17 protein-coding genes and 1 riboswitch are annotated in these 18,521 nt (G+C 67.0%); of the genes, 4 read left to right on the forward strand and 13 right to left on the reverse strand.

Going from position 1 to position 18,521, the window contains the following annotated elements; translation table 11 throughout:
• Positions 1-73: 73 nt before the first annotated feature.
• The 6 genes from BMW54_RS06525 to BMW54_RS06540 all read right to left on the reverse strand — a co-directional run bounded on the left by BMW54_RS06525 (position 74) and on the right by BMW54_RS06540 (position 5,063).
• Positions 74-1,867, reverse strand: coding sequence for a GGDEF domain-containing protein (locus tag BMW54_RS06525; RefSeq protein WP_175472791.1), 1,794 nt, complete (start codon positions 1,865-1,867; stop codon positions 74-76).
• A 7-nt stretch (positions 1,868-1,874) separates the two neighbouring features.
• Positions 1,875-2,180: a hypothetical protein gene (locus BMW54_RS18770; RefSeq protein ID WP_175472792.1), complete on the reverse strand. Its 306-nt coding sequence runs from the start codon at positions 2,178-2,180 to the stop codon at positions 1,875-1,877.
• Between the two features lie 182 nt (positions 2,181-2,362).
• On the reverse strand, positions 2,363-2,854 hold the full coding sequence (locus BMW54_RS18775; RefSeq protein WP_175472793.1) for an Ohr family peroxiredoxin: 492 nt from the start codon (positions 2,852-2,854) through the stop codon (positions 2,363-2,365).
• A 15-nt stretch (positions 2,855-2,869) separates the two neighbouring features.
• Positions 2,870-3,637 (reverse strand): SDR family oxidoreductase, encoded by a 768-nt coding sequence (locus BMW54_RS18780; RefSeq protein WP_175472794.1) that lies wholly within the window; start codon positions 3,635-3,637, stop codon positions 2,870-2,872.
• 76 nt (positions 3,638-3,713) lie between these two features.
• Complete coding sequence (locus tag BMW54_RS06535; RefSeq protein WP_090053949.1) at positions 3,714-4,721, reverse strand: LysR family transcriptional regulator; 1,008 nt, start codon at positions 4,719-4,721, stop codon at positions 3,714-3,716.
• A gap of 3 nt (positions 4,722-4,724) precedes the next feature.
• Entirely contained in the window at positions 4,725-5,063 is a 339-nt protein-coding gene (locus BMW54_RS06540) for a sigma factor-like helix-turn-helix DNA-binding protein (protein WP_090053951.1), read from the reverse strand.
• 89 nt (positions 5,064-5,152) lie between these two features.
• On the opposite strand from BMW54_RS06540, the gene BMW54_RS06545 reads away from it, so the two are divergent.
• The 3 genes from BMW54_RS06545 (at position 5,153) to BMW54_RS06555 (ending at position 7,112) form a co-directional block, all read left to right on the forward strand.
• Positions 5,153-5,689 carry a carboxymuconolactone decarboxylase family protein gene (locus BMW54_RS06545; protein WP_090053953.1) on the forward strand — a complete coding sequence of 179 codons (537 nt, stop codon included), beginning with the start codon at positions 5,153-5,155 and terminating at the stop codon, positions 5,687-5,689.
• A 27-nt stretch (positions 5,690-5,716) separates the two neighbouring features.
• Complete coding sequence (locus tag BMW54_RS06550; RefSeq protein ID WP_254779113.1) at positions 5,717-6,139, forward strand: cupin domain-containing protein; 423 nt, start codon at positions 5,717-5,719, stop codon at positions 6,137-6,139.
• A gap of 76 nt (positions 6,140-6,215) precedes the next feature.
• Positions 6,216-7,112 carry an RNA polymerase sigma-70 factor gene (locus BMW54_RS06555; RefSeq protein ID WP_090053955.1) on the forward strand — a complete coding sequence of 299 codons (897 nt, stop codon included), beginning with the start codon at positions 6,216-6,218 and terminating at the stop codon, positions 7,110-7,112.
• Positions 7,113-7,173: 61 nt separating this feature from the next.
• On the opposite strand, the gene greA is transcribed toward BMW54_RS06555, so the two are convergent.
• From greA to carA, 3 genes are read right to left on the reverse strand one after another with little or no spacing between them, the layout of a single operon-like run.
• Positions 7,174-7,656 carry a transcription elongation factor GreA gene (gene greA / locus BMW54_RS06560; RefSeq protein ID WP_090053957.1) on the reverse strand — a complete coding sequence of 161 codons (483 nt, stop codon included), beginning with the start codon at positions 7,654-7,656 and terminating at the stop codon, positions 7,174-7,176.
• Positions 7,653-10,880 carry a carbamoyl-phosphate synthase large subunit gene (gene carB / locus BMW54_RS06565; RefSeq protein WP_090053959.1) on the reverse strand — a complete coding sequence of 1,076 codons (3,228 nt, stop codon included), beginning with the start codon at positions 10,878-10,880 and terminating at the stop codon, positions 7,653-7,655. Before carB ends, greA begins: the two co-directional genes overlap by 4 nt.
• Before the next feature lie 54 nt (positions 10,881-10,934).
• A complete protein-coding gene (gene carA, locus BMW54_RS06570; RefSeq protein WP_090053961.1) occupies positions 10,935-12,077 on the reverse strand; it encodes a glutamine-hydrolyzing carbamoyl-phosphate synthase small subunit in 1,143 nt (380 codons plus the stop codon).
• A gap of 218 nt (positions 12,078-12,295) precedes the next feature.
• Between carA and BMW54_RS06575 the strand changes: the two genes are divergently transcribed.
• The gene (locus tag BMW54_RS06575; RefSeq protein WP_254779116.1) at positions 12,296-12,979 is read left to right on the forward strand and encodes a 2OG-Fe(II) oxygenase family protein; all 684 of its coding nucleotides are present in this window, start codon (positions 12,296-12,298) and stop codon (positions 12,977-12,979) included.
• Between the two features lie 108 nt (positions 12,980-13,087).
• Here BMW54_RS06575 and BMW54_RS06580 read toward each other — a convergent pair whose 3' ends face one another.
• The 4 genes from BMW54_RS06580 to dnaK all read right to left on the reverse strand — a co-directional run bounded on the left by BMW54_RS06580 (position 13,088) and on the right by dnaK (position 18,462).
• Positions 13,088-14,095, reverse strand: coding sequence for a sodium:calcium antiporter (locus BMW54_RS06580; RefSeq protein ID WP_090053965.1), 1,008 nt, complete (start codon positions 14,093-14,095; stop codon positions 13,088-13,090).
• A 21-nt stretch (positions 14,096-14,116) separates the two neighbouring features.
• Positions 14,117-14,312, reverse strand: a riboswitch (yybP-ykoY riboswitch).
• A gap of 103 nt (positions 14,313-14,415) precedes the next feature.
• The gene (gene dapB / locus BMW54_RS06585) at positions 14,416-15,210 is read right to left on the reverse strand and encodes a 4-hydroxy-tetrahydrodipicolinate reductase (RefSeq protein ID WP_090053967.1); all 795 of its coding nucleotides are present in this window, start codon (positions 15,208-15,210) and stop codon (positions 14,416-14,418) included.
• Positions 15,211-15,275: 65 nt separating this feature from the next.
• Complete coding sequence (dnaJ, locus tag BMW54_RS06590; RefSeq protein ID WP_090053969.1) at positions 15,276-16,409, reverse strand: molecular chaperone DnaJ; 1,134 nt, start codon at positions 16,407-16,409, stop codon at positions 15,276-15,278.
• 127 nt (positions 16,410-16,536) lie between these two features.
• Positions 16,537-18,462, reverse strand: coding sequence for a molecular chaperone DnaK (gene dnaK / locus BMW54_RS06595; protein WP_090053971.1), 1,926 nt, complete (start codon positions 18,460-18,462; stop codon positions 16,537-16,539).
• Between the last annotated feature and the right edge of the window lie 59 nt (positions 18,463-18,521).

Genomic DNA, 18,521 nt, shown 5'->3' on the forward strand with positions numbered 1-18,521 from the left:
CCCGCACCTGGGATGTCGATACCGCCGGTATGACGGTGCGTCACGGCGGGGCGATCGGTCGCGATGAGCCGCCCTACCCCCGCGCTTCCGTCAGATACGGCGAATCCGGAATGTCGCCGGTGTCGCCCATGAACACGCAATTGCGGCCCGCGCGCTTGGCGCGGTAGAGCGCCGCGTCGGCGACGACCAGCAGGCGATGGAGCTCGAAGCCGCAGGGCATGGTGCTGGCGATGCCGAAGCTCGCCGTCACGACGAGGTCCGGCTTCGCCTGCGTGGCGGATGTCGCCGCGATGGACAGCCGCAGCTGTTCCGCGCGCGCACGCGCCTGCGCCGGGCTGCAGTCCGGGAGCAGCACCGCGAATTCCTCGCCGCCCAGCCGCCCGAACACGTCGCATGCGTGCAGGGCGCGACGGCAGACGTCCACCGCGCGCTTGAGCACTTCGTCGCCCGTCGCATGGCCGTAGGTGTCGTTGACGTTCTTGAAGTGATCGAGGTCGAACAGGATCAGGCAGGCGCCGCGATCGGACCGCGCGCCGTACGCGAGCACGCGCTCCGACTGCTCGACGAAGTGCTCGCGGTTGCAGATACCGGTGAGGCCGTCGCGGCGCGCCAGTTTCATGAAACGCAGCTGCGAGCGGCGCAGCCACAGCACGAGCCAGACGATGGCGGCCAGGCTGGCGAGCAGCACCACGATGTACAGCCGGCTCGTTTCGGCCTCCTTGCGATCGAGCGCGCCGGTCAGCCGCAGGATCTCGTTCTGGCGGTTGAGCGCTTCGACTTCGGCCCGGCGCGCGACGAGCTGCTGGTCGACGATCTGGAAGGCCAGGCTACGCGCGCTCACGTCGTCGAGATGGGCCTTGTCGGCCGCCATGTACTGCTTGTGGTACGCGAGCGCGGCGGCGGCGTTGCCCACGCGTTGCTCCACCTCGTACAGCACCTCGTAGCCGATCCGCCGCGAATCCATGAATTCCTCCTGGCTCGCGTTGGCGACGGCGGAAAGCCCGTACCGGCGCGCGTTGACGAGGTCGCCGAGCTGGAGATAGGCCTTGGCGAGCGTGGCGTCGAATTCGGCGAGCAGCACCGGATAGCTCAGCGCGCGCATGGCTTCGCGATTCGCGGTGAGCAACTTCACCGCCTCCTCGGGACGCCCCTTGTCGAGGTGGAAGGCCGCGATGTCCGCGCGCATCGTCTGGCCGAACACGTCGTCGCCGACGTTCATGCAGACCTCGATGGCGCGTTCGAACATCGGATCGATGGACTGCAGGCGGTTGGCTTCACGGCGCGCGCGAAGGAGGTGCTCCGCGCCCTTGCAGATCGTGTCGCCGGGCGGCGGGTTGTCCACCATCTCCTGCGCGTACGCTTCCGCCTGCTCGAACTGGCCGGCCGAGCTGAGCAGCTGCGACGCTTCGCCCAGCCCCATGAAACGCGCCTTGCGATCGCGTATCGAGGGCATCATCTCCTGCAGCTGGTTGAGGCGCTTGAACGCTTCCTCGTAGCGATGCGCGATGCCGAGCAGGTTGATCAGCGTCGCCGTCGCGCGGAAGCGCAATACGATGTTGTTCGCGTTGTCGGCGACGTCTTCGAGCGCCTTCCTGCCCAGGTCGTAATCGCCGAGCCACGTGGCGCGCCAGCCCTGGATGTAGTGCAGCCGCCAGCGCTCCTCCGGCGCGAGCTTGGCTTCGATGCGCAGAAGCTGGTCGATCAGCTTTCCCGCGGTCGCGGGGTCGGAGCCCTTGATCGCGTCGGCGCGGGAAAGGATCGCCGCCGGCGAGGAAGGGTTCGCTTCGGTTTCGTCCGCCTGCGCCGCCGTCGCCAGCGCGAGCGCCGCGGCAGCCATCAGGAGCAGCGCATGGCGCGCGAGGCGCATCACGGCGTCAGAGCGTCTCGCCCGAGACCGGCGTTCGTGAAATCGAGGTGCCATCGTCGTCCTTGTCTTTGTCGTCGTCCGTGTCGTCGTCCGGCGTCTCCACATGGTCCGGACCGATCTGCATCTGCGCGACGATGAAGGGCCGTTCGCCGATGAGGCGATGCAGCGCGTCGCGGTCGCCATCCCTCAAGGCGGCCCGCGTTTCCTCGTCGATGTCGGTGTCCGCAAGGGCGGCCTCGAGCGCTTCCGCGTCGGCATGGCGAAGCGTCGCATCGCTGCCGACGCGCTCGAGGAATTCGATCAGTTTCGCCATCTACCCGCCCCTTGAGCCGGGAGCGCGCCCGGCCCACCCTGCCAGCCTCCCCTCGAGGCCGCCCGCGCACGGATCATAGCCCCATGGGAGCGCGTCGAGTAGTAGGCCACTCGGCCGGGGACAAAAGGAAATGTAATGGCGGATCAGATACCTGGCGCGACAGGCATCGTCGGAGGCACGCGTCAGCCGTCGAGGTAGACGACGCAGTCGATACCCTGACGGGCCATCTTCGCGTAAGGACAAAGGCGTTCCGTGTTGCGCACCAGCGCGGCGGCGACGCGCCGATCGACGCCCGGCAGCGCGATACGGACCCTGGCGGCCAGGGTGAACAGGCCGTCCATGGGATCGCGGCCGAACGTCACCTCAGCGGTCACCTCGGCATCCGGAATGTCCACCCGTTCGCGCGCCGCCAGCAGGTTCAGGGCGCCGTGGAAGCAGGCGGCGAAGCCGGCCGCGAACAGTTGCTCCGGGTTGGTGCCGCCGCCCGGGCCGCCGAGCTCGGCCGGCAGGCGCAAGGCCACGTCCAGGTGGCCGTCGGTCGAGCGTGCGCTGCCGGAGGCGCGACCGTGCCGCGCCTCGCCGCCTGTGACACGCACGCTCGCGGTGTACAGCGGCTGGAAGTCCGGGCCACCGTACCTGTCGAGGAAGGAAAGCGGCGGGGGCGTCGGCTTCACCGTGGACGTCCTTCCTCAGGCCGCGGCCGCGGGCGTCCGCGCGGCGAACCACTCGTCGAACCCGATCGTGCCCAGGCGCGCCGCGCCGCGCGGCACCAGCGTGTCCCGATCCAGCACCGCGCCAAAGTACGGCGTCTCCGCGGAACCGATCACGCGGCGAGCATCGCCCGTCTTCGTCAGATACGTGGCCACGAGGTCCGCCATGCTGAACCTGGCAGGGCCCGCGATCTCGACGACCTGCGTCGTCGGCGGCTCGAGCGTGGCGTCCGCGACCAGCCTGGCGACGTCGTCGGACGCGATCGGCTGGATGTCGGCCGTCGGCATGTGGACGTCCGCGCCCTTCTCGCCCGAGGCGACGATGCCCGGCAGGAACTCCATGAACTGCGTGGAATGCACGATCGTGTAAGGGACGCCAGCGGCGCGGATGAGCTGCTCCTGCGCCACCTTGCCGGCGAAGTAGCCGCTACCGAGGCGATCGAGATCGTCGGTGCCGACGACCGACAGCGCGACATGGTGCGTCACCCCTGCCTTCTTCTCGGCTTCCGCGATGTTCCTGCCCGCGGTGGTGAAGAACGCGATGACATCGTCTTTCGCGAACGACGGCGAGTTGGAAAGATCAACGACCGTATCGACGCCCGCCATGGCGGCGTCCAGCCCTTCGCCCGTGAGCGTGTTCACGCCCGTCGAAGGCGCGGCAGGCGTCACGTCATGGCCCGCGTCGCGCAGACGGTCGACGACCTTGGAACCGATGAGGCCCGTGCCTCCGATGACGAGGATCTTCATGGTGGATCACCTTTCTTGACTGGCTTACAGGAATGCTAGGACCGCCGGCTTGTAGCCAGTAGCCCCGGCGCATGGCTCACCGTGTTGCCGAAGCGGCAACAATCGGAAGCGTGGTTCCGCATTCGAGATCGAGCTCCCGAATGGCGGCGATCATGAAATCGATGAACACGCGGATGCGCGATGGCAGCTGCTGCCGGCTCTGGTAACAGACGTAGTGGCCGCGATCGTCGGGCGCGTACTCCGGCAGGCAGGCGACGATCCGTCCCGCACGCAGGTGCTCGCACACCTGGTAACCGGCGAGCTGGGCGACGCCTCGATGCTCCAGCACCGCCTGCAGGACGAGGTCCGCATCGTTGAACACCTCCATCGACGGCGGCAGCACCTTGCGCAGGCGGCCATCGACCTTGAACTCCCATTCCGCGATGCGGCCGGACGCCGTGCGGTAATGCACCGCCGGCCGCGCGAGCAGGTCGTCGATCTGGTCGATGTCGCCGCGCTCGCGCAGGTACGTGGGCGTCGCCACGACGAACATCTGCATGGGGACGATCTGCCGCGCGATCACCTGACTGTCCTCCATGCGACCATCGCGAAACGCGACATCGATGCGGTCACCCGTGAAATCGACCGGACGGTCGTCGAGCACCAGGTCGATGCCGATCTCGGGAAACGCGTCTCGGAACCGGTGCAACAGCGGCGCCACCACCTGGCGACCGAATCCGACCGGCGCGCCGATGCGCAACTGGCCTCGCGGCGGCCCGTCGCGCAGTTCGCGCATGTCGTCGAGCGCCTGCGCGATGCGCTCGACACCCGGGTTGCAATTCTCGAAGAAGATCGCGCCCTCGGCGGTCAGCGCGGTGCTGCGCGTGGTGCGCGAAAAGAGGCGCGCACCCACCTGCTGTTCCAGCTTCTGCACGCTTCGGCTCACCGCCGACCGGCCGATGCCGAGACGGTCCGCGGCGCGGGCGAAACTGCCTTCCGTGACCACGGCGATGAACGCGATCACGCCGGCATAACTGGCTGAGAACGACGAGGCGAGCGCATCCGGGGCGTTCGCCCGCGCGGGATGGATGGGGTGGATGGACATGTCTTACTTCCTCGTCGCGGCAGCCGCATGGATTCGTTCGTGCGCCTCGTCGACCAGTCGCCGGCAGGCGGCCGCGTCCCTGTGCAGCAAGGCCGCCACGTCGTCGATGCTCGCTTCGAACACGTCGCTCAACAGCAGCGCCAGGCGGGCATCCGCCGGGAGCCGGTCGAGCGCATCGAGGAGCCCGAGCCACACGGCCGGTTCCGGCTGGCGGCTCGCCAGCTCTCGTCGCAGCCGCTCGTACGTGGAATGCATCGGGTCCATATCGATCAGACGAAGCAGCCGGTCGATCTGTGACGCCTCCGATTGGTTCCCGTTGCGCAACACCGTGGTCACGCCCACGGATCTACCGGCAGCGATGGCGCGAACCTAGCCTGTACTCGCCCCGCCCCCTGCGGCGGGAACCCTCACCCCTGACGAAGGATGACGACATGAACGCCCAGACCGCCCCGTCGCAGAGCGACGACTCCGTCCAGCAGCCCGTAGTGCCGAAGACGCGTCTCGACTACATGAAGGAAGCGCCGGCGCTGACCAAGAAGCTGATGGAACTGAGCATGGTCGCCGCGAAGAGCGCGCTCGGCGACACGATCCAGGATCTGGTCAAGATCCGTGCCTCGCAGCTCAACGGCTGCAGCTTCTGCATCGACATGCACGTGAAGGAAGCGACGATCCACGGCGAGCGCGCACTGCGCCTGCACCATGTCGCGGCATGGCGCGAGTCGAACCTTTTCGTTCCGAAAGAGCGCGCGGCGCTGGCGTGGACCGAGGTGCTCACGCGGATTCCGGCCGAGGGCGTGCCGGACGACATCTACGAGCGGGTGCGCGGTCAGTTCTCGGAAGCCGAACTCGCCGAGCTGACGTACTCGATCATGATCATCAACGCGTGGAACCGCGCGAACGTCGCCTTCCGCCCGGTGCCGGGCGGCTTCGACAAGGAATGGCACCTCGACAAGGCCAACCTGAGCTGACTCCCCCGACCGCGAAGAGGATCGACCATGCGTACGATGAAGACAATCGCGATGTTTCTGGCCCTCGCGCCGCTCGGCGCGCTCGCCCACGGCGACGAACACGGCAACGGCGGCGCGCCGATGGCGAAGGTCACCGAGCTGTTCACCAAGGTGGCCGCCGACAACCCGAAGAAGGAACTCGAGCTGATTACGGTCGAATACCCGCCGGGCGCGGTGGACCCCGTTCACCGGCACGACGCCCAGGCCATCGTCTATGTGATCGAGGGCCAGATCGTGATGGGTGTGAAGGGCCAGCCCAACAAGACCCTGAACCCGGGCGACGTCTACTACGAGGGCCCCGACGACCTGCATACCGTCGGCCGCAACGCCAGCGCCACCAGGCCGGCGAAGTTCGTCGTGTTCTTCCTGAAGGACAAGGGCGCGCCGATCCTCACGCTGGCAGATAAGTAGGCCGTTATCGGCGACCGGCCGGTACTTTTTTCACAAGACATGTCACAAAGTTCCCATCAGGATCGTCTTGATGGGAATGACAGAAGCCACGGCCACTTTTTCCGCGCTGCGTCCCCGCCTGCACGGTATCGCCTATCGCATGCTCGGATCCGTCGCGGAAGCCGAAGATGTCGTGCAGGACATCTGGCTGAGCTGGAACGGCGTGTGTCCGGACAGCGTGGACAATCCCGAGGCGTGGCTCGTCGCCGCGACGACGAGGCGCTCCATCGATCGCCTCCGGGCCGCCAAGGCGCGCCGCGAGGAGTACGTGGGCATCTGGCTGCCGGAACCCATCCTGACCGACGAGGGCGCCTCGCCAGAGGACATCCGGGAGCTCGCCGACGACGTCTCCGTAGCGTTCCTGCTGCTGCTCGAACGGCTCTCGCCGGAGGCGCGCGCCGCGTTCCTGCTTCGTGAGGTGTTCGACGTCGACTATCCGGAGATCGCCACGACGATCGGCAAGAGCGAAGCGGCGTGTCGCCAGCTCGTGCATCGCGCGAAGGACCAGCTACGCAACGAGCGCGCGCGCCAGCGTGTCCCCACGGAACAGCACCTGTCGCTGATGCGGCGGTTCGCCGAGGCGATGGCCAGCGGCGATTTCCCGGCGATCCGCTCGATGCTGGCGGCGGATGCCGAGCTCTCCGGCGACGGCGGAGGCAAGGTCACCAGTTTCCCGAAGCCGCTGCTCGGCGGACAGCGCATCGCCCAGCTCTTCTACGCGGCGCACCTGCGCTTCGGCGCGGGCGTGCAGGTGCGTGTCGTGCGCATCAATGGCGAATGGTCGCTGCTGCGCTACATCGACGGCGTCCTGGAATCCGCGCAAACGTACGTCACCGACGGCGAGACGATCCACAACATCCACGTGCAGCGCAATCCGGACAAACTGGAGCGCATCGTGCTCGGGCTGCAGGGGTTCGCGCCGCTGGGCGACTGAGGCACGAAAAAAAAACGCCCCGCGAAGGGGCGTCTTTTCACGATGCCGCCAGGCGTGCGGATCAGACGTACCGTACACCCTTGATCTCGTACGTTTTCACGCCGTTGGGCGCCTTGAAGTCGAACTCGTCGCCCTCGCTCTTGCCGATCAGCGCACGGGCGATCGGCGAGGACACCGCGATGAGGTTCTGCTTGATGTCCGCTTCCAGGTCGCCAACGATCTGGTAGGTGACCTCGGCATCCGTGTCGAGATCGACGAGCTCGACGATGGCGCCGAACACGATGCGCTTGCCCACGCTGAGGCGCTCGGTGTCGATGACTTCCGAGTTCGACAGCGCGGCTTCCAGCTCGGCGATACGGCCCTCGTTGAAACCGTGCATCTCGCGCGCGGCGTGGTATTCCGCGTTTTCCTTGAGGTCGCCGTGCGCGCGGGCTTCCGCCACCGCCGCGACGATTTCGGGGCGCTTCACACGCTTCAGGTACTCGAGTTCGTCGCGCAGGCGATCGGCACCCTTCTGGGTCATGGGAGGACGGGTCGCGCTCATGCCTTCAGCTCCTTGTGCAGTTCCTGCAGGCTGTTCACTTCCGGATCCGCATGGAAGTCGAGCGAGTGCACGAGGGCGCGCGCGCCGGCGACCGTGGTCGAATACGTGACACGCTGCTGCAGCGCTTCGCGGCGGATCGAGAACGAATCGGAGATGGCCTGTTTGCCCTCCGTCGTGTTGACGATGTAGACCACCTCGCCGTTCTTGATCAGGTCGACGATGTGCGGACGGCCTTCGAGCACCTTGTTGATGCGCTCGCACGGCACGCCGTTGTCCTGCAGGAACTTCGCCGTGCCCGCCGTGGCGACGACGACGTAACCGCGTTCGGCGACGTCCTTCGCGATCGGCAGCAGGCGATCCTTGTCGGCGTCGCGCACCGACATGAACACCTTGCCCTTCGGCGGCGCCTTGATGCCTGCCGCCTCGTGGCCGCGCGCGAACGCGGCGCCGAAGGTACGGCCCACGCCCATCACTTCGCCCGTCGAACGCATCTCCGGGCCGAGGATCGGATCGACGTTCTGGAACTTCAGGAACGGGAAGATGGCTTCCTTGACCGAGTAGTACGACGGGATGACCTCCTTCGTCGCGCCCTGCTCGACGAGCGAGCGACCGGCCATGGCGCGCGCGGCGATCTTCGCCAGCGACATGCCCGTGGCCTTGCAGACGAACGGCACGGTACGCGACGCACGCGGGTTCACCTCGAGGATGAAGACGTCGTCGCCCTGGATGGCGAACTGCGTGTTCATCAGACCGACGACCTTCAGCTCCTGCGCCATCAGCTTCACCTGGCGGCGCATCTCGTCCTGGACTTCCTGGCTGAGCGAATACGGCGGGAGCGAGCACGAGCTGTCGCCCGAGTGCACGCCGGCCTCCTCGATGTGCTCCATGATGCCGCCGACGAGCACGTTGCCGTCGGCGTCGGCGACGATGTCGACGTCGACCTCGACCGCGTGGTCGAGGAAGCGGTCGAGCAGCACCGGCGATTCGTTCGACACCTGCACCGCCTCGCGGATGTAGCGCGAGAGGTCGGCATCGGCGTAGACGATTTCCATGGCGCGGCCGCCGAGCACGTAGCTCGGACGCACGACCAGCGGATAGCCGATCTCGCGCGCCAGCGCGAGCGCTTCGTCCGCGTTGCGGGCGGTGCGGTTCGGCGGCTGCTTCAGTTCGAGCTTCTGGATCATCTTCTGGAAGCGCTCACGATCTTCCGCGAGGTCGATCGAGTCGGCGCTGGTGCCGATCACCGGCACGCCGGCGGCTTCGAGCGCGCGCGCGAGCTTCAGCGGCGTCTGGCCGCCGTACTGCACGATCACGCCCTTCGGCTTCTCCAGATCGACGATCTCCAGCACGTCTTCGAGCGTCAGCGGCTCGAAGTAGAGGCGGTCGGAGGTGTCGTAATCGGTCGAGACCGTTTCCGGGTTGCAGTTGACCATGATGGTTTCGAAACCATCCTCGCGCAGGGCGAGCGCCGCGTGCACGCAGCAGTAGTCGAACTCGATGCCCTGGCCGATGCGGTTCGGGCCACCGCCGAGGACGATGATCTTGTCCTTGTTCGTCGGATTCGCCTCGCACTCTTCCTCGTACGTGGAATACATGTACGCGGTGGTCGTGGCGAATTCCGCGGCGCAGGAGTCGACGCGCTTGTACACCGGGCGCACGCCGAGCGTGCGGCGCAGGTGGCGCACGGCGCCTTCGTCGGTGCCGACCAGTTCGGCCAGGCGCGCATCGGCGAAGCCCATGCGCTTGAGTTCGCGCATGCGGCCTTCGTCCAGCGCCGTGAGGCCCTGGCGCTGCACTTCGCCTTCCGTCATCACGATGTCCTCGAACGCGGCGAGGAACCAGGGATCGATGCGGGTCAGGTCGTGCACTTCCTGCAGCGAGAGGCCCGCGCGGAAGGCGTCGGCGACGTGGAACACGCGGTCGGGGCGCGGCTCGCGCAGTTCGCGCTTGAGCGTCAGGAAGCCTTCCTCGCTGCCGATGTCGAGGCCGGTCGGATTGAGGCCGGTCTTGCCGATCTCGAGGCCGCGCAGCGCTTTCTGCATCGATTCGTGGAAGGTGCGGCCCATCGCCATCACCTCGCCCACCGACTTCATCTGCGTGGTGAGGCGGGCGTCCGCGGCCGGGAACTTCTCGAACGCGAAACGCGGGATCTTGGTGACGACGTAGTCGATCGACGGCTCGAACGACGCCGGGGTCAAGCCGCCGGTGATGTCGTTCTTGAGTTCGTCGAGCGTGTAGCCGACGGCGAGCTTCGCCGCGACCTTCGCGATCGGGAAGCCGGTGGCCTTGGACGCCAGCGCCGACGAACGCGAGACGCGCGGGTTCATCTCGATGACGACGACGCGGCCGTCCTCGGCGTTGATGCCGAACTGGACGTTCGAACCGCCGGTGTCCACGCCGATCTTGCGCAGCACCGCGATCGAGGCGTTACGCAGGCGCTGGTATTCCTTGTCGGTGAGCGTCTGCGCCGGCGCGACGGTGATCGAGTCGCCGGTGTGCACGCCCATCGGATCGAAGTTCTCGATCGAGCAGACGATGATGCAGTTGTCCGCCTTGTCGCGGACCACTTCCATCTCGAACTCCTTCCAGCCCAGCACCGACTCTTCCACCAGCACTTCGTGCACGGGCGAGAGCTCGAGGCCGCGACCGACGATCTCGACGAATTCTTCCTTGTTGTAGGCGATGCCGCCGCCCGAACCGCCGAGCGTGAAGCTCGGGCGGATGATGGTCGGGAAGCCCACGGTCTGCTGGATCTCCAGCGCCTGCTCCATCGAACGGGCCACTTCGGCCTTCGGGCATTCCAGGCCGATGTCGGCCATGGCCTTGCGGAACAGGTCGCGGTCTTCCGCCATGCGGATGGCTTCGCGCGACGCGCCGATCAGCTCGACGCCGTAGGTGTCGAGCACGCCGTGGTCGGCGAGGTCGAGCGCGCAGTTGAGGCCCGTCTGGCCGCCCATGGTGGGCAGCACGGCGTCCGGCCGCTCCTTCGCGATGATGCGTTCCACCGTCTGCCAGTTGATCGGCTCGATGTAGACGGCGTCGGCCGTCTCGGGGTCGGTCATGATCGTCGCCGGGTTCGAATTGACCAGGACGACGCGGTAACCCTCTTCCTTCAGCGCCTTGCAGGCCTGGGCGCCGGAGTAGTCGAACTCGCAGGCCTGGCCGATGACGATCGGGCCGGCGCCGATGACGAGGATGGTCTTGATGTCGCTGCGCTTTGGCATGGTTTCTCTCGCGTGCTTATGCGGATGGATGAGCGGTACGGGACGAGCGGCGCGTCAGGACGCGCGCTTCGCCTTGTGCTCTTCCATCGAGGCGATGAACGTGTCGAACAGGTAACCGACGTCTTCCGGACCGGGGCTCGCTTCCGGGTGGCCCTGGAAGCAGAACGCCGGGCGATCCGTCAGGGCGAAGCCCTGCAGCGAGCCGTCGAACAGCGAGGTGTGCGTGATGCGCACGTTGCCCGGCAGCGTCGCCGGATCGACCGCGAAACCGTGGTTCTGCGAGCTGATCAGCACGCGGCCGGTGTCGTGGTCCTTCACCGGGTGGTTCGCGCCGTGGTGGCCGAACTTCATCTTCAGCGTCTTCGCGCCGATCGCGAGCGCCATGATCTGGTGGCCGAGGCAGATGCCGAAGGTCGGGATCTTCGTTTCCAGGATCTGCTTCGTCGCTTCGATCGCGTAATCGCACGCGGCCGGATCGCCCGGGCCGTTCGCCAGGAAGATGCCGTCCGGATTCATCGCGAGCACCTCGGAGGCGGGCGTCTGCGCCGGCACCACCGTGATGTCGACACCGCGGCCGGCGAGCAGGCGCAGGATGTTCTGCTTCACGCCGTAATCGAAGGCCACCACGCGGAATTTCTTCGGCGCGTTGTAGAAGGCCTGCTTGTCGAGGTCGTAGACGCCCTCGGACCACTGGTAGGTCTTCGTGGTGCTGACGACCTTGGCCAGGTCCATGCCGTTGAGGCCCGGGAAGGCCTTCGCCTTCGCCACCGCCGCGTCGGCGTCGATCGCGTCGCCCGCGACGATGCAGCCGTTGAGGGCGCCCTTCTCGCGCAGGATGCGCGTGAGGCGGCGCGTGTCGATGCCGGCGATGGCGACGATGCCGTGGCGTTCGAGGTACTGCGGCAGCGGTTCGACGCTGCGCCAGTTGCTCGCCAGTCGGGGCACGTCGCGCACGATCAGGCCGGCGGCGTGGACGCGGTCGGCTTCGACGTCGACCTCGTTGGTGCCGGTGTTTCCGATGTGCGGATACGTCAGGGTGACGATCTGGCGGGAGTACGACGGGTCGGTCAGGATTTCCTGGTAACCGGTCATGGCGGTGTTGAACACCACCTCGCCAACCGTCTCACCGCGGGCACCGACCGCGTGGCCGTGAAAAACGCTGCCGTCTTCGAGAGCAAGCAGAGCAGGAGTACGCATGGGATGGCCGCCTTCAGGTGCAGCAAAGCCCGCAAGCCAGCAGGAATGCGGCTCGTGGGCCTTGGGGATAAGGAATCGTAGGGCGGGTAAGAATGATAGGTGCGAACGCCCTTCCTGTCCACCGGGAATCGCTGAATGAAACGTGCGCGAATGTCGCGGGGAACCCGGCCTGACACGATACAATGCTCACCGTGGTAGCCCATCCGAGAACCGCCCGCATGCTGCTGGACCCCGCCCGCCTGGAACGTCCCGACACCGACATCAGGCACGAGCCGTTTTCGTTCATGATCGCCCATGGGCAGCTGCCGGACGACGCCCGCGGCGACCTTGACCGGGACTTCCCCCAGTACAGCAGCGCCGGCTTCTTCCCGTACGACGCGAGCGACTGCGGGCCGTCGGTCAACGAGCTGGTCGAACAGATGACCTCGCGGGAGTTTTCCGCCGCGATCGGACGCCATCTGGGCATCGACGGGCTCGAGAACTACCCCACCCTCGTGACCCTCTGCCGCCTGCTCAACCGCCGCCACGGCACGATCCACACCGACAGCAAGTCGAAGATCGCCACCGCGCTGATCTACCTCAACCCGATGTGGCCCGACACCAGCGATGGCTGCCTGCGATTCCTCAAGTCGATCAACGACATCGACGACATCGTCGCGCCCGAGTTGAAGCCGCTGTACGGCGAGTTCGCCGTCTTCCGCCGCGCCGAGAACTCCTTCCACGGGCACCTGCCCTACGAGGGCGAGCGCCGGGTGATCCAGGTGGCCTGGCTCACCTCCGAGGAGGAAAAGGCCCGCAAGACCAAGCGCGGCAAGTTCTCGCGGGTGTTCAAGAAGATCTTCGGCAAGCTCGATCGCAAGGTCGGCGCCGACCGCGACCGGAACGCCTCGCATCCGGATTGAGCGTCGTCGCGGGTTTCCCGCTGACGCGGGATCGCCGATACGATCGGCTCCCACCCTCCGGTAGCTACCAACGGGTGGGAGCCGATCGTATCGGCGATCCGGAGTTCCTCAGCGCACCCCGAAGTACCACCCCACGAACACCGCGAAGACGCCATAGAGCAGCCCGATCGGCATCAGCCAGCGGGCCTCGACCGCGCCGCGGCGGAACATCGTCCACAGGGCGATCACCGCCACCATCGTCACGGCGCCCGCCACGATCAGCGGCGTGTCGAACAGCCACGGCGTCGCGAAAAGCGCGAGGGAACTCGGGATGGTGGCCTGGATCATCATGGCGCCGGAGATGTTGGCCAACGCCAGACGCTCCTTGCCCTGGCGCACCCAGATCAGCGCGTTGACGGTCTCGGGCAACTCGGTGGCCACCGGGCTGAGCACCAGCGCGATCAGATGCGGCGAGAGGGCGAAGTGCGTGCCGAGCGCCTCCAGCTGCCAGACGAAGGTGCGCGAGGCGATGGCGATGACCAGCAGCGCGAGGACGGTCTGCAGGACGACCCAGCTCATGGCCGGGTCCGCATCGCGCGGCCGGAACGTCAGGGGTTCGAGCTCCTCGTCCTCCGGGCCGCTGGTGTCGTCGCGCATCTCGCGCCAGACGTAGAACGCGTACGCGACGAGGAAGAGCACGCCGAGCCACGGTTTCCACGCGAACGCCACCAGGCCCAGGCCGACCTTCACCACGAAGATCGCCAGGAACCAGGACTGGTCGCGGGCGAGGCGGCGGTTGTCCACGCGCACCCGCGTGTCCTTGCGCTTCAGCCGCTTACGGCCCGCATATAAAGCGAATCCGACCACCGCATAGGCGATGGTGGCGAGCACCAGCGGGCCACCAAGCGCGGCACCGACGCCGATGTCGCGCGCCTCCGGCGTCTTGCCGAAGATGACGGCGACGAAGGTCACCGCGCTCTCGGGCAGCGCCGTGCCGAACGCGGCGAGCACCGTACCGGTGGTGGTGGCGCCGAGGCTGAGCTTTCGCCCGAACCATTCGACACCGTTGACGAAGTACTCGCAGGCGAAATAGATGGCCCCGGCGGACACCAGGAACAGGAAACACGTCAGCAGCATGTTCAGTTTCGAGGCCGGGCGAGCGCGCAGAACCGATGGCACAACGACACCGCTCGCCCGGCCCGGGTAAGCGTGTCGATGGCCAAAGGTCTCGCCGGGCCGGCGCCGCACGGATCGTGCGTCGCTGCCGTTCGCGCCATGGGGCACAAGGCCGCCAAGTCTGTTGACGCGAACTCCTCAGGGGGAACGAGGATGGCTACTCCCCAATGACATCGGCGCGGATGGTAGCACGGGTTGCAGGATGCCGTGAGACGCGTTCGCAACGCCGCGGGAGCCGATCGCATTGGCGATCCCGCGAAGCGGGTCCGTTCGCGGAAGGCTCACACCTTCGCGGCGATCACATCCTCGATCGTCCACGTGCCAGGCGCTCGGCCGGCGATCCATGCGGCCGCTTCCAGAGCGCCGCGGGCGAAGATCGAGCGATCCGTCGCGCGGTGACCGAGTTCGATGCGCTCGCCCTGCCCCATCAGCCACGCCTGGTGCTCCCCGACGATGTCGCCGCCGCGCACGACGGCGAAGCCGATCGTGCCCGCCTTGCGCGCGCCCGGCCGGCCTTCGCGCGTGTAGACGGCCAGTTCGTCGAGGGTGGCGCCGCGTCCCGCCGCCGCGGCGTGGCCGAGCGCCAGCGCGGTGCCGGACGGCGCGTCTTCCTTGCGGCCGTGATGCGCTTCCACGATGTCGAGATCCCAGCCGGGCAACGCCGCGGCGGCTTCGCGCAACAGCCGGGTGAGGACGGCCACGCCGAGGCTGAAGTTGGCCGCACGCAGCACGGCGATGCGCTCGGCGGCCTTCGCCAGGTGGTCCTCGATCTCCGCCGACAGACCCGTGGTGCCGGTGACCAGCGATGCCCCGCTGGATTCGCAGTACGCGAGCGCGGCGCCGAGCCCGTCGGGACCGCTGAAATCGATGACCACGTCAGCGGACTGGGACTCGCTCCAGTCGGAAAAGCGCAGCGCCGAAACGTCGCCGTACGCCGACTTGCCGAGGCGCGGCGAGCCACTCGAGACGATCGCCTGCACCAGTTCGAAGCGGTCGTCGTCGCGCACGAGGTCGAGCAACGCGAGGCCCATGCGGCCGGAGGCGCCGCTGATGGCGAGACGGATGGGGCGGGTCATGCGGTGGCCTTCCGATCAGGATGAACGAGGATCGTAGCAGGCGCGCCACACGTAGGAGCGCGCCCTCAGGAGGTGACGCGCGACCAGAATTCCTTGACGCCGTCCATGAAGGTGTTCGAGCGCGGCGTGTGCTTCGCGGCTTCCTCGCCCACGAACGTCGCTTCGAGCTGCGTGAGGATGTCGCGCTGCTCCTTCGTCAGGCGAACCGGTGTCTCCACCACCACCGTGCAGATCAGGTCGCCGGTACGGCCGCCGCGAACGGATTTGACGCCGCGTCCGCGCAGGCGGAACTGCTGCCCCGTCTGCGTTTCCGGCGGCACGTTCACCGCGACCTCGCCTTCCAGCGTCGGCACCTGGAGCTCCGTGCCGAGCGCGGCCTGGGCGAAGCGGATGGGCATTTCGCAGTAGAGGTCGGACCCGTCGCGCTGGAAGATCGCATGCTCGCGCACGCGCACTTCGACGTAGAGGTCGCCCGCCGGCGCACCGGCCGGACCGGCTTCGCCCTGCCCCGTGAGGCGGATGCGGTCGCCGTTGTCGACGCCCGCCGGAATGCGCACGGAAAGCGTGCGCTCTTCCTCGAGGCGGCCTTCGCCGTGGCACTTCTTGCAGGGCTTGTCGATCTTCTGCCCCGAACCGTGGCATGTCGGGCACGCCTGCTGGATGGAGAAGATGCCGTTCTGCATGCGCACGCGGCCATGGCCCGCGCACGTCGTGCACGTGGACACCTTGCCGTCTTCCGAACCCGTGCCGTTGCAGTGGTGGCAGTTGACCTGCGTGGGCACCTCGATCTTCTTCTCGACGCCGAACACGGCTTCCTCGAGATCGAGGTCCATCATGTAGCGCAGGTCGGCGCCGCGGCGCGCGCGCTGGCGTCCGCCGCCCGCACCGCCGAAGATGTCGCCGAAAATGTCACCGAAGATGTCGCCGACGTCGCCGAATCCGGCGCCATTGCCGCGACCGCCAAAACCGCCGTTCTCGAAGGCGGCATGGCCATACTGGTCGTACGCCGCGCGCTTCTGCGCATCGGACAGCACGTCGTAGGCCTCTTTGGCTTCCTTGAATTTGTCGATCGCTTCCGGATCGTCCGGGTTGCGGTCGGGGTGGTACTTCATCGCGACGCGACGAAAGGTCTTCTTGAGGTCGCCCTCCGTCACGGTGCGTTCGACACCGAGGACTTCGTAGTAGTCGCGCTTGCTCATCGCGGGTGTGCTTTCCCTGGACGGACGAACGCGCCGACGGGAAACCCCTCGGCGCGATCGGTCCGGTCAACTGTTGGCCACGCGCCGCGGGCATCCACCCGCGGCGCTTCGTTGCTGATCGGACGACTTACTTGTGGTCGTCCTTGACCTCGGTGAACTCGGCATCGACCACGTCGTCCGGCTGGGCCGAACCGCCGCCCGGCGCCGACTGCTGCGCGGTGTCCTGCGCGCCGCCCGACTGGGCCGCCGCCGCGAGCGACTGGGCCGCCTGCTCGAGGTTCGCGATCTTCGACTCGATGGCGTCCTTGTCCTCGCCCGTCAGCGCCTTCTCCAGGTCGGACACGGCGCCGTCGATGGTGGCGAGCTGATCGGCCGGGATCTTCCCGCCGTGCTCCTTCAGCTGGCTACGCGTGGCGTGGACGAGCTGGTCGCCGCGGTTGCGCACCTGCACGAGGTCGTGGAACTTCTTGTCTTCCTCGCGATTCGCCTCGGCGTCCGCGACCATGCGCTGGATCTCGTCTTCCGAGAGGCCCGAACCGGCCTTGATCTCGATCTTCTGTTCCTTGCCGGTGTCCTTGTCCTTCGCCGACACGTGCAGGATGCCGTTCGCGTCGATGTCGAAGGTCACCTCGATCTGCGGCGTGCCGCGCGGCGCCGGGCGGATGCCCTGCAGGTCGAACTTGCCGAGCGACTTGTTGGCGTTGGCGCGCTCGCGCTCGCCCTGCAGCACGTGCACGGTGACCGCGGTCTGGTTGTCATCGGCCGTGGAGAAGACCTGCGAGGCCTTGGTCGGCACCGTGGTGTTCTTCTCGATGAGCTTGGTCATCACGCCGCCCATCGTCTCGATACCGAGCGACAGCGGGGTCACGTCGAGGAGCAGGACGTCCTTGACCGAACCGCCCAGCACGCCACCCTGGATCGCGGCGCCGACGGCGACGGCTTCATCCGGGTTGACGTCCTTGCGCGCTTCCTTGCCGAAGAAGTCCTTCACGGCTTCCTGCACCTTGGGCATGCGGGTCTGGCCACCGACGAGGATCACCTCGTTGATGTCCGACACGCGCAGGCCGGCGTCGTTCAGCGCGGTGCGACAGGGTTCGATCGTGCCCTTGACGAGGTCTTCCACCAGCGACTCGAGCTTGGCGCGGGTCAGCTTGATGTTGAGGTGCTTCGGACCCGAGGCATCGGCCGTCACGTACGGCAGGTTGACGTCCGTCTGGTGCGCCGACGACAGCTCGATCTTCGCGCGCTCGGCGGCGTCCTTCAGACGCTGCAGCGCGAGCTGGTCCTGGCGCAGGTCGATGCCCTGCTCCTTCTTGAACTCTTCGACGAGGTAGTCGATGACGCGGTTGTCGAAGTCTTCGCCACCCAGGAAGGTGTTGCCGTTGGTCGAGAGCACTTCGAACTGCTTCTCGCCGTCGACGTTGGCGATCTCGATGATCGAGACGTCGAACGTGCCGCCGCCGAGGTCGTACACCGCGATCTTGCGATCGCCCGTGGCCGTCTTGTCGAGACCGTAGGCCAGCGCGGCGGCCGTCGGCTCGTTGATGATGCGCTTGACGTCGAGACCGGCGATCTTGCCGGCGTCCTTGGTCGCCTGGCGCTGGCTGTCGTTGAAGTACGCCGGGACGGTGATGACCGCCTCGGTGACGGCCTCACCGAGGAAATCCTCGGCCGTCTTCTTCATCTTCATCAGCACCTTCGAGGAGATCTCCTGCGGCGCCATCTTCTTGCCGTCGGCCGTCTGCACCCACGCGTCGCCGTTCTCATGCGCGACGATCGCGTACGGGACGAGCTTGATGTCCTTCTGCACTTCCGCGTCGGTGAACTTGCGGCCGATGAGGCGCTTCACCGCGTAGAAGGTGTTCTTCGGATTGGTGACGCTCTGGCGCTTGGCCGGCGCACCGACCAGGACTTCGTTGTCCTTGGTGAACGCGACGATGGACGGCGTGGTGCGATCGCCTTCCGCGTTTTCGATGACGCGCGCGGTCGTACCTTCCATCACTGCGACGCAGGAGTTGGTCGTACCGAGGTCGATGCCGATGATCTTGGCCATTGAAGTTACTCCGTATTCCTAAGCGGCCCCCGCGGCCGCGACTGTTTGTGAAGTGGGGC

It is taken from the genome of Luteibacter sp. 329MFSha, assembly GCF_900111665.1.
Taxonomy (GTDB): Bacteria; Pseudomonadota; Gammaproteobacteria; order Xanthomonadales; family Rhodanobacteraceae; genus Luteibacter.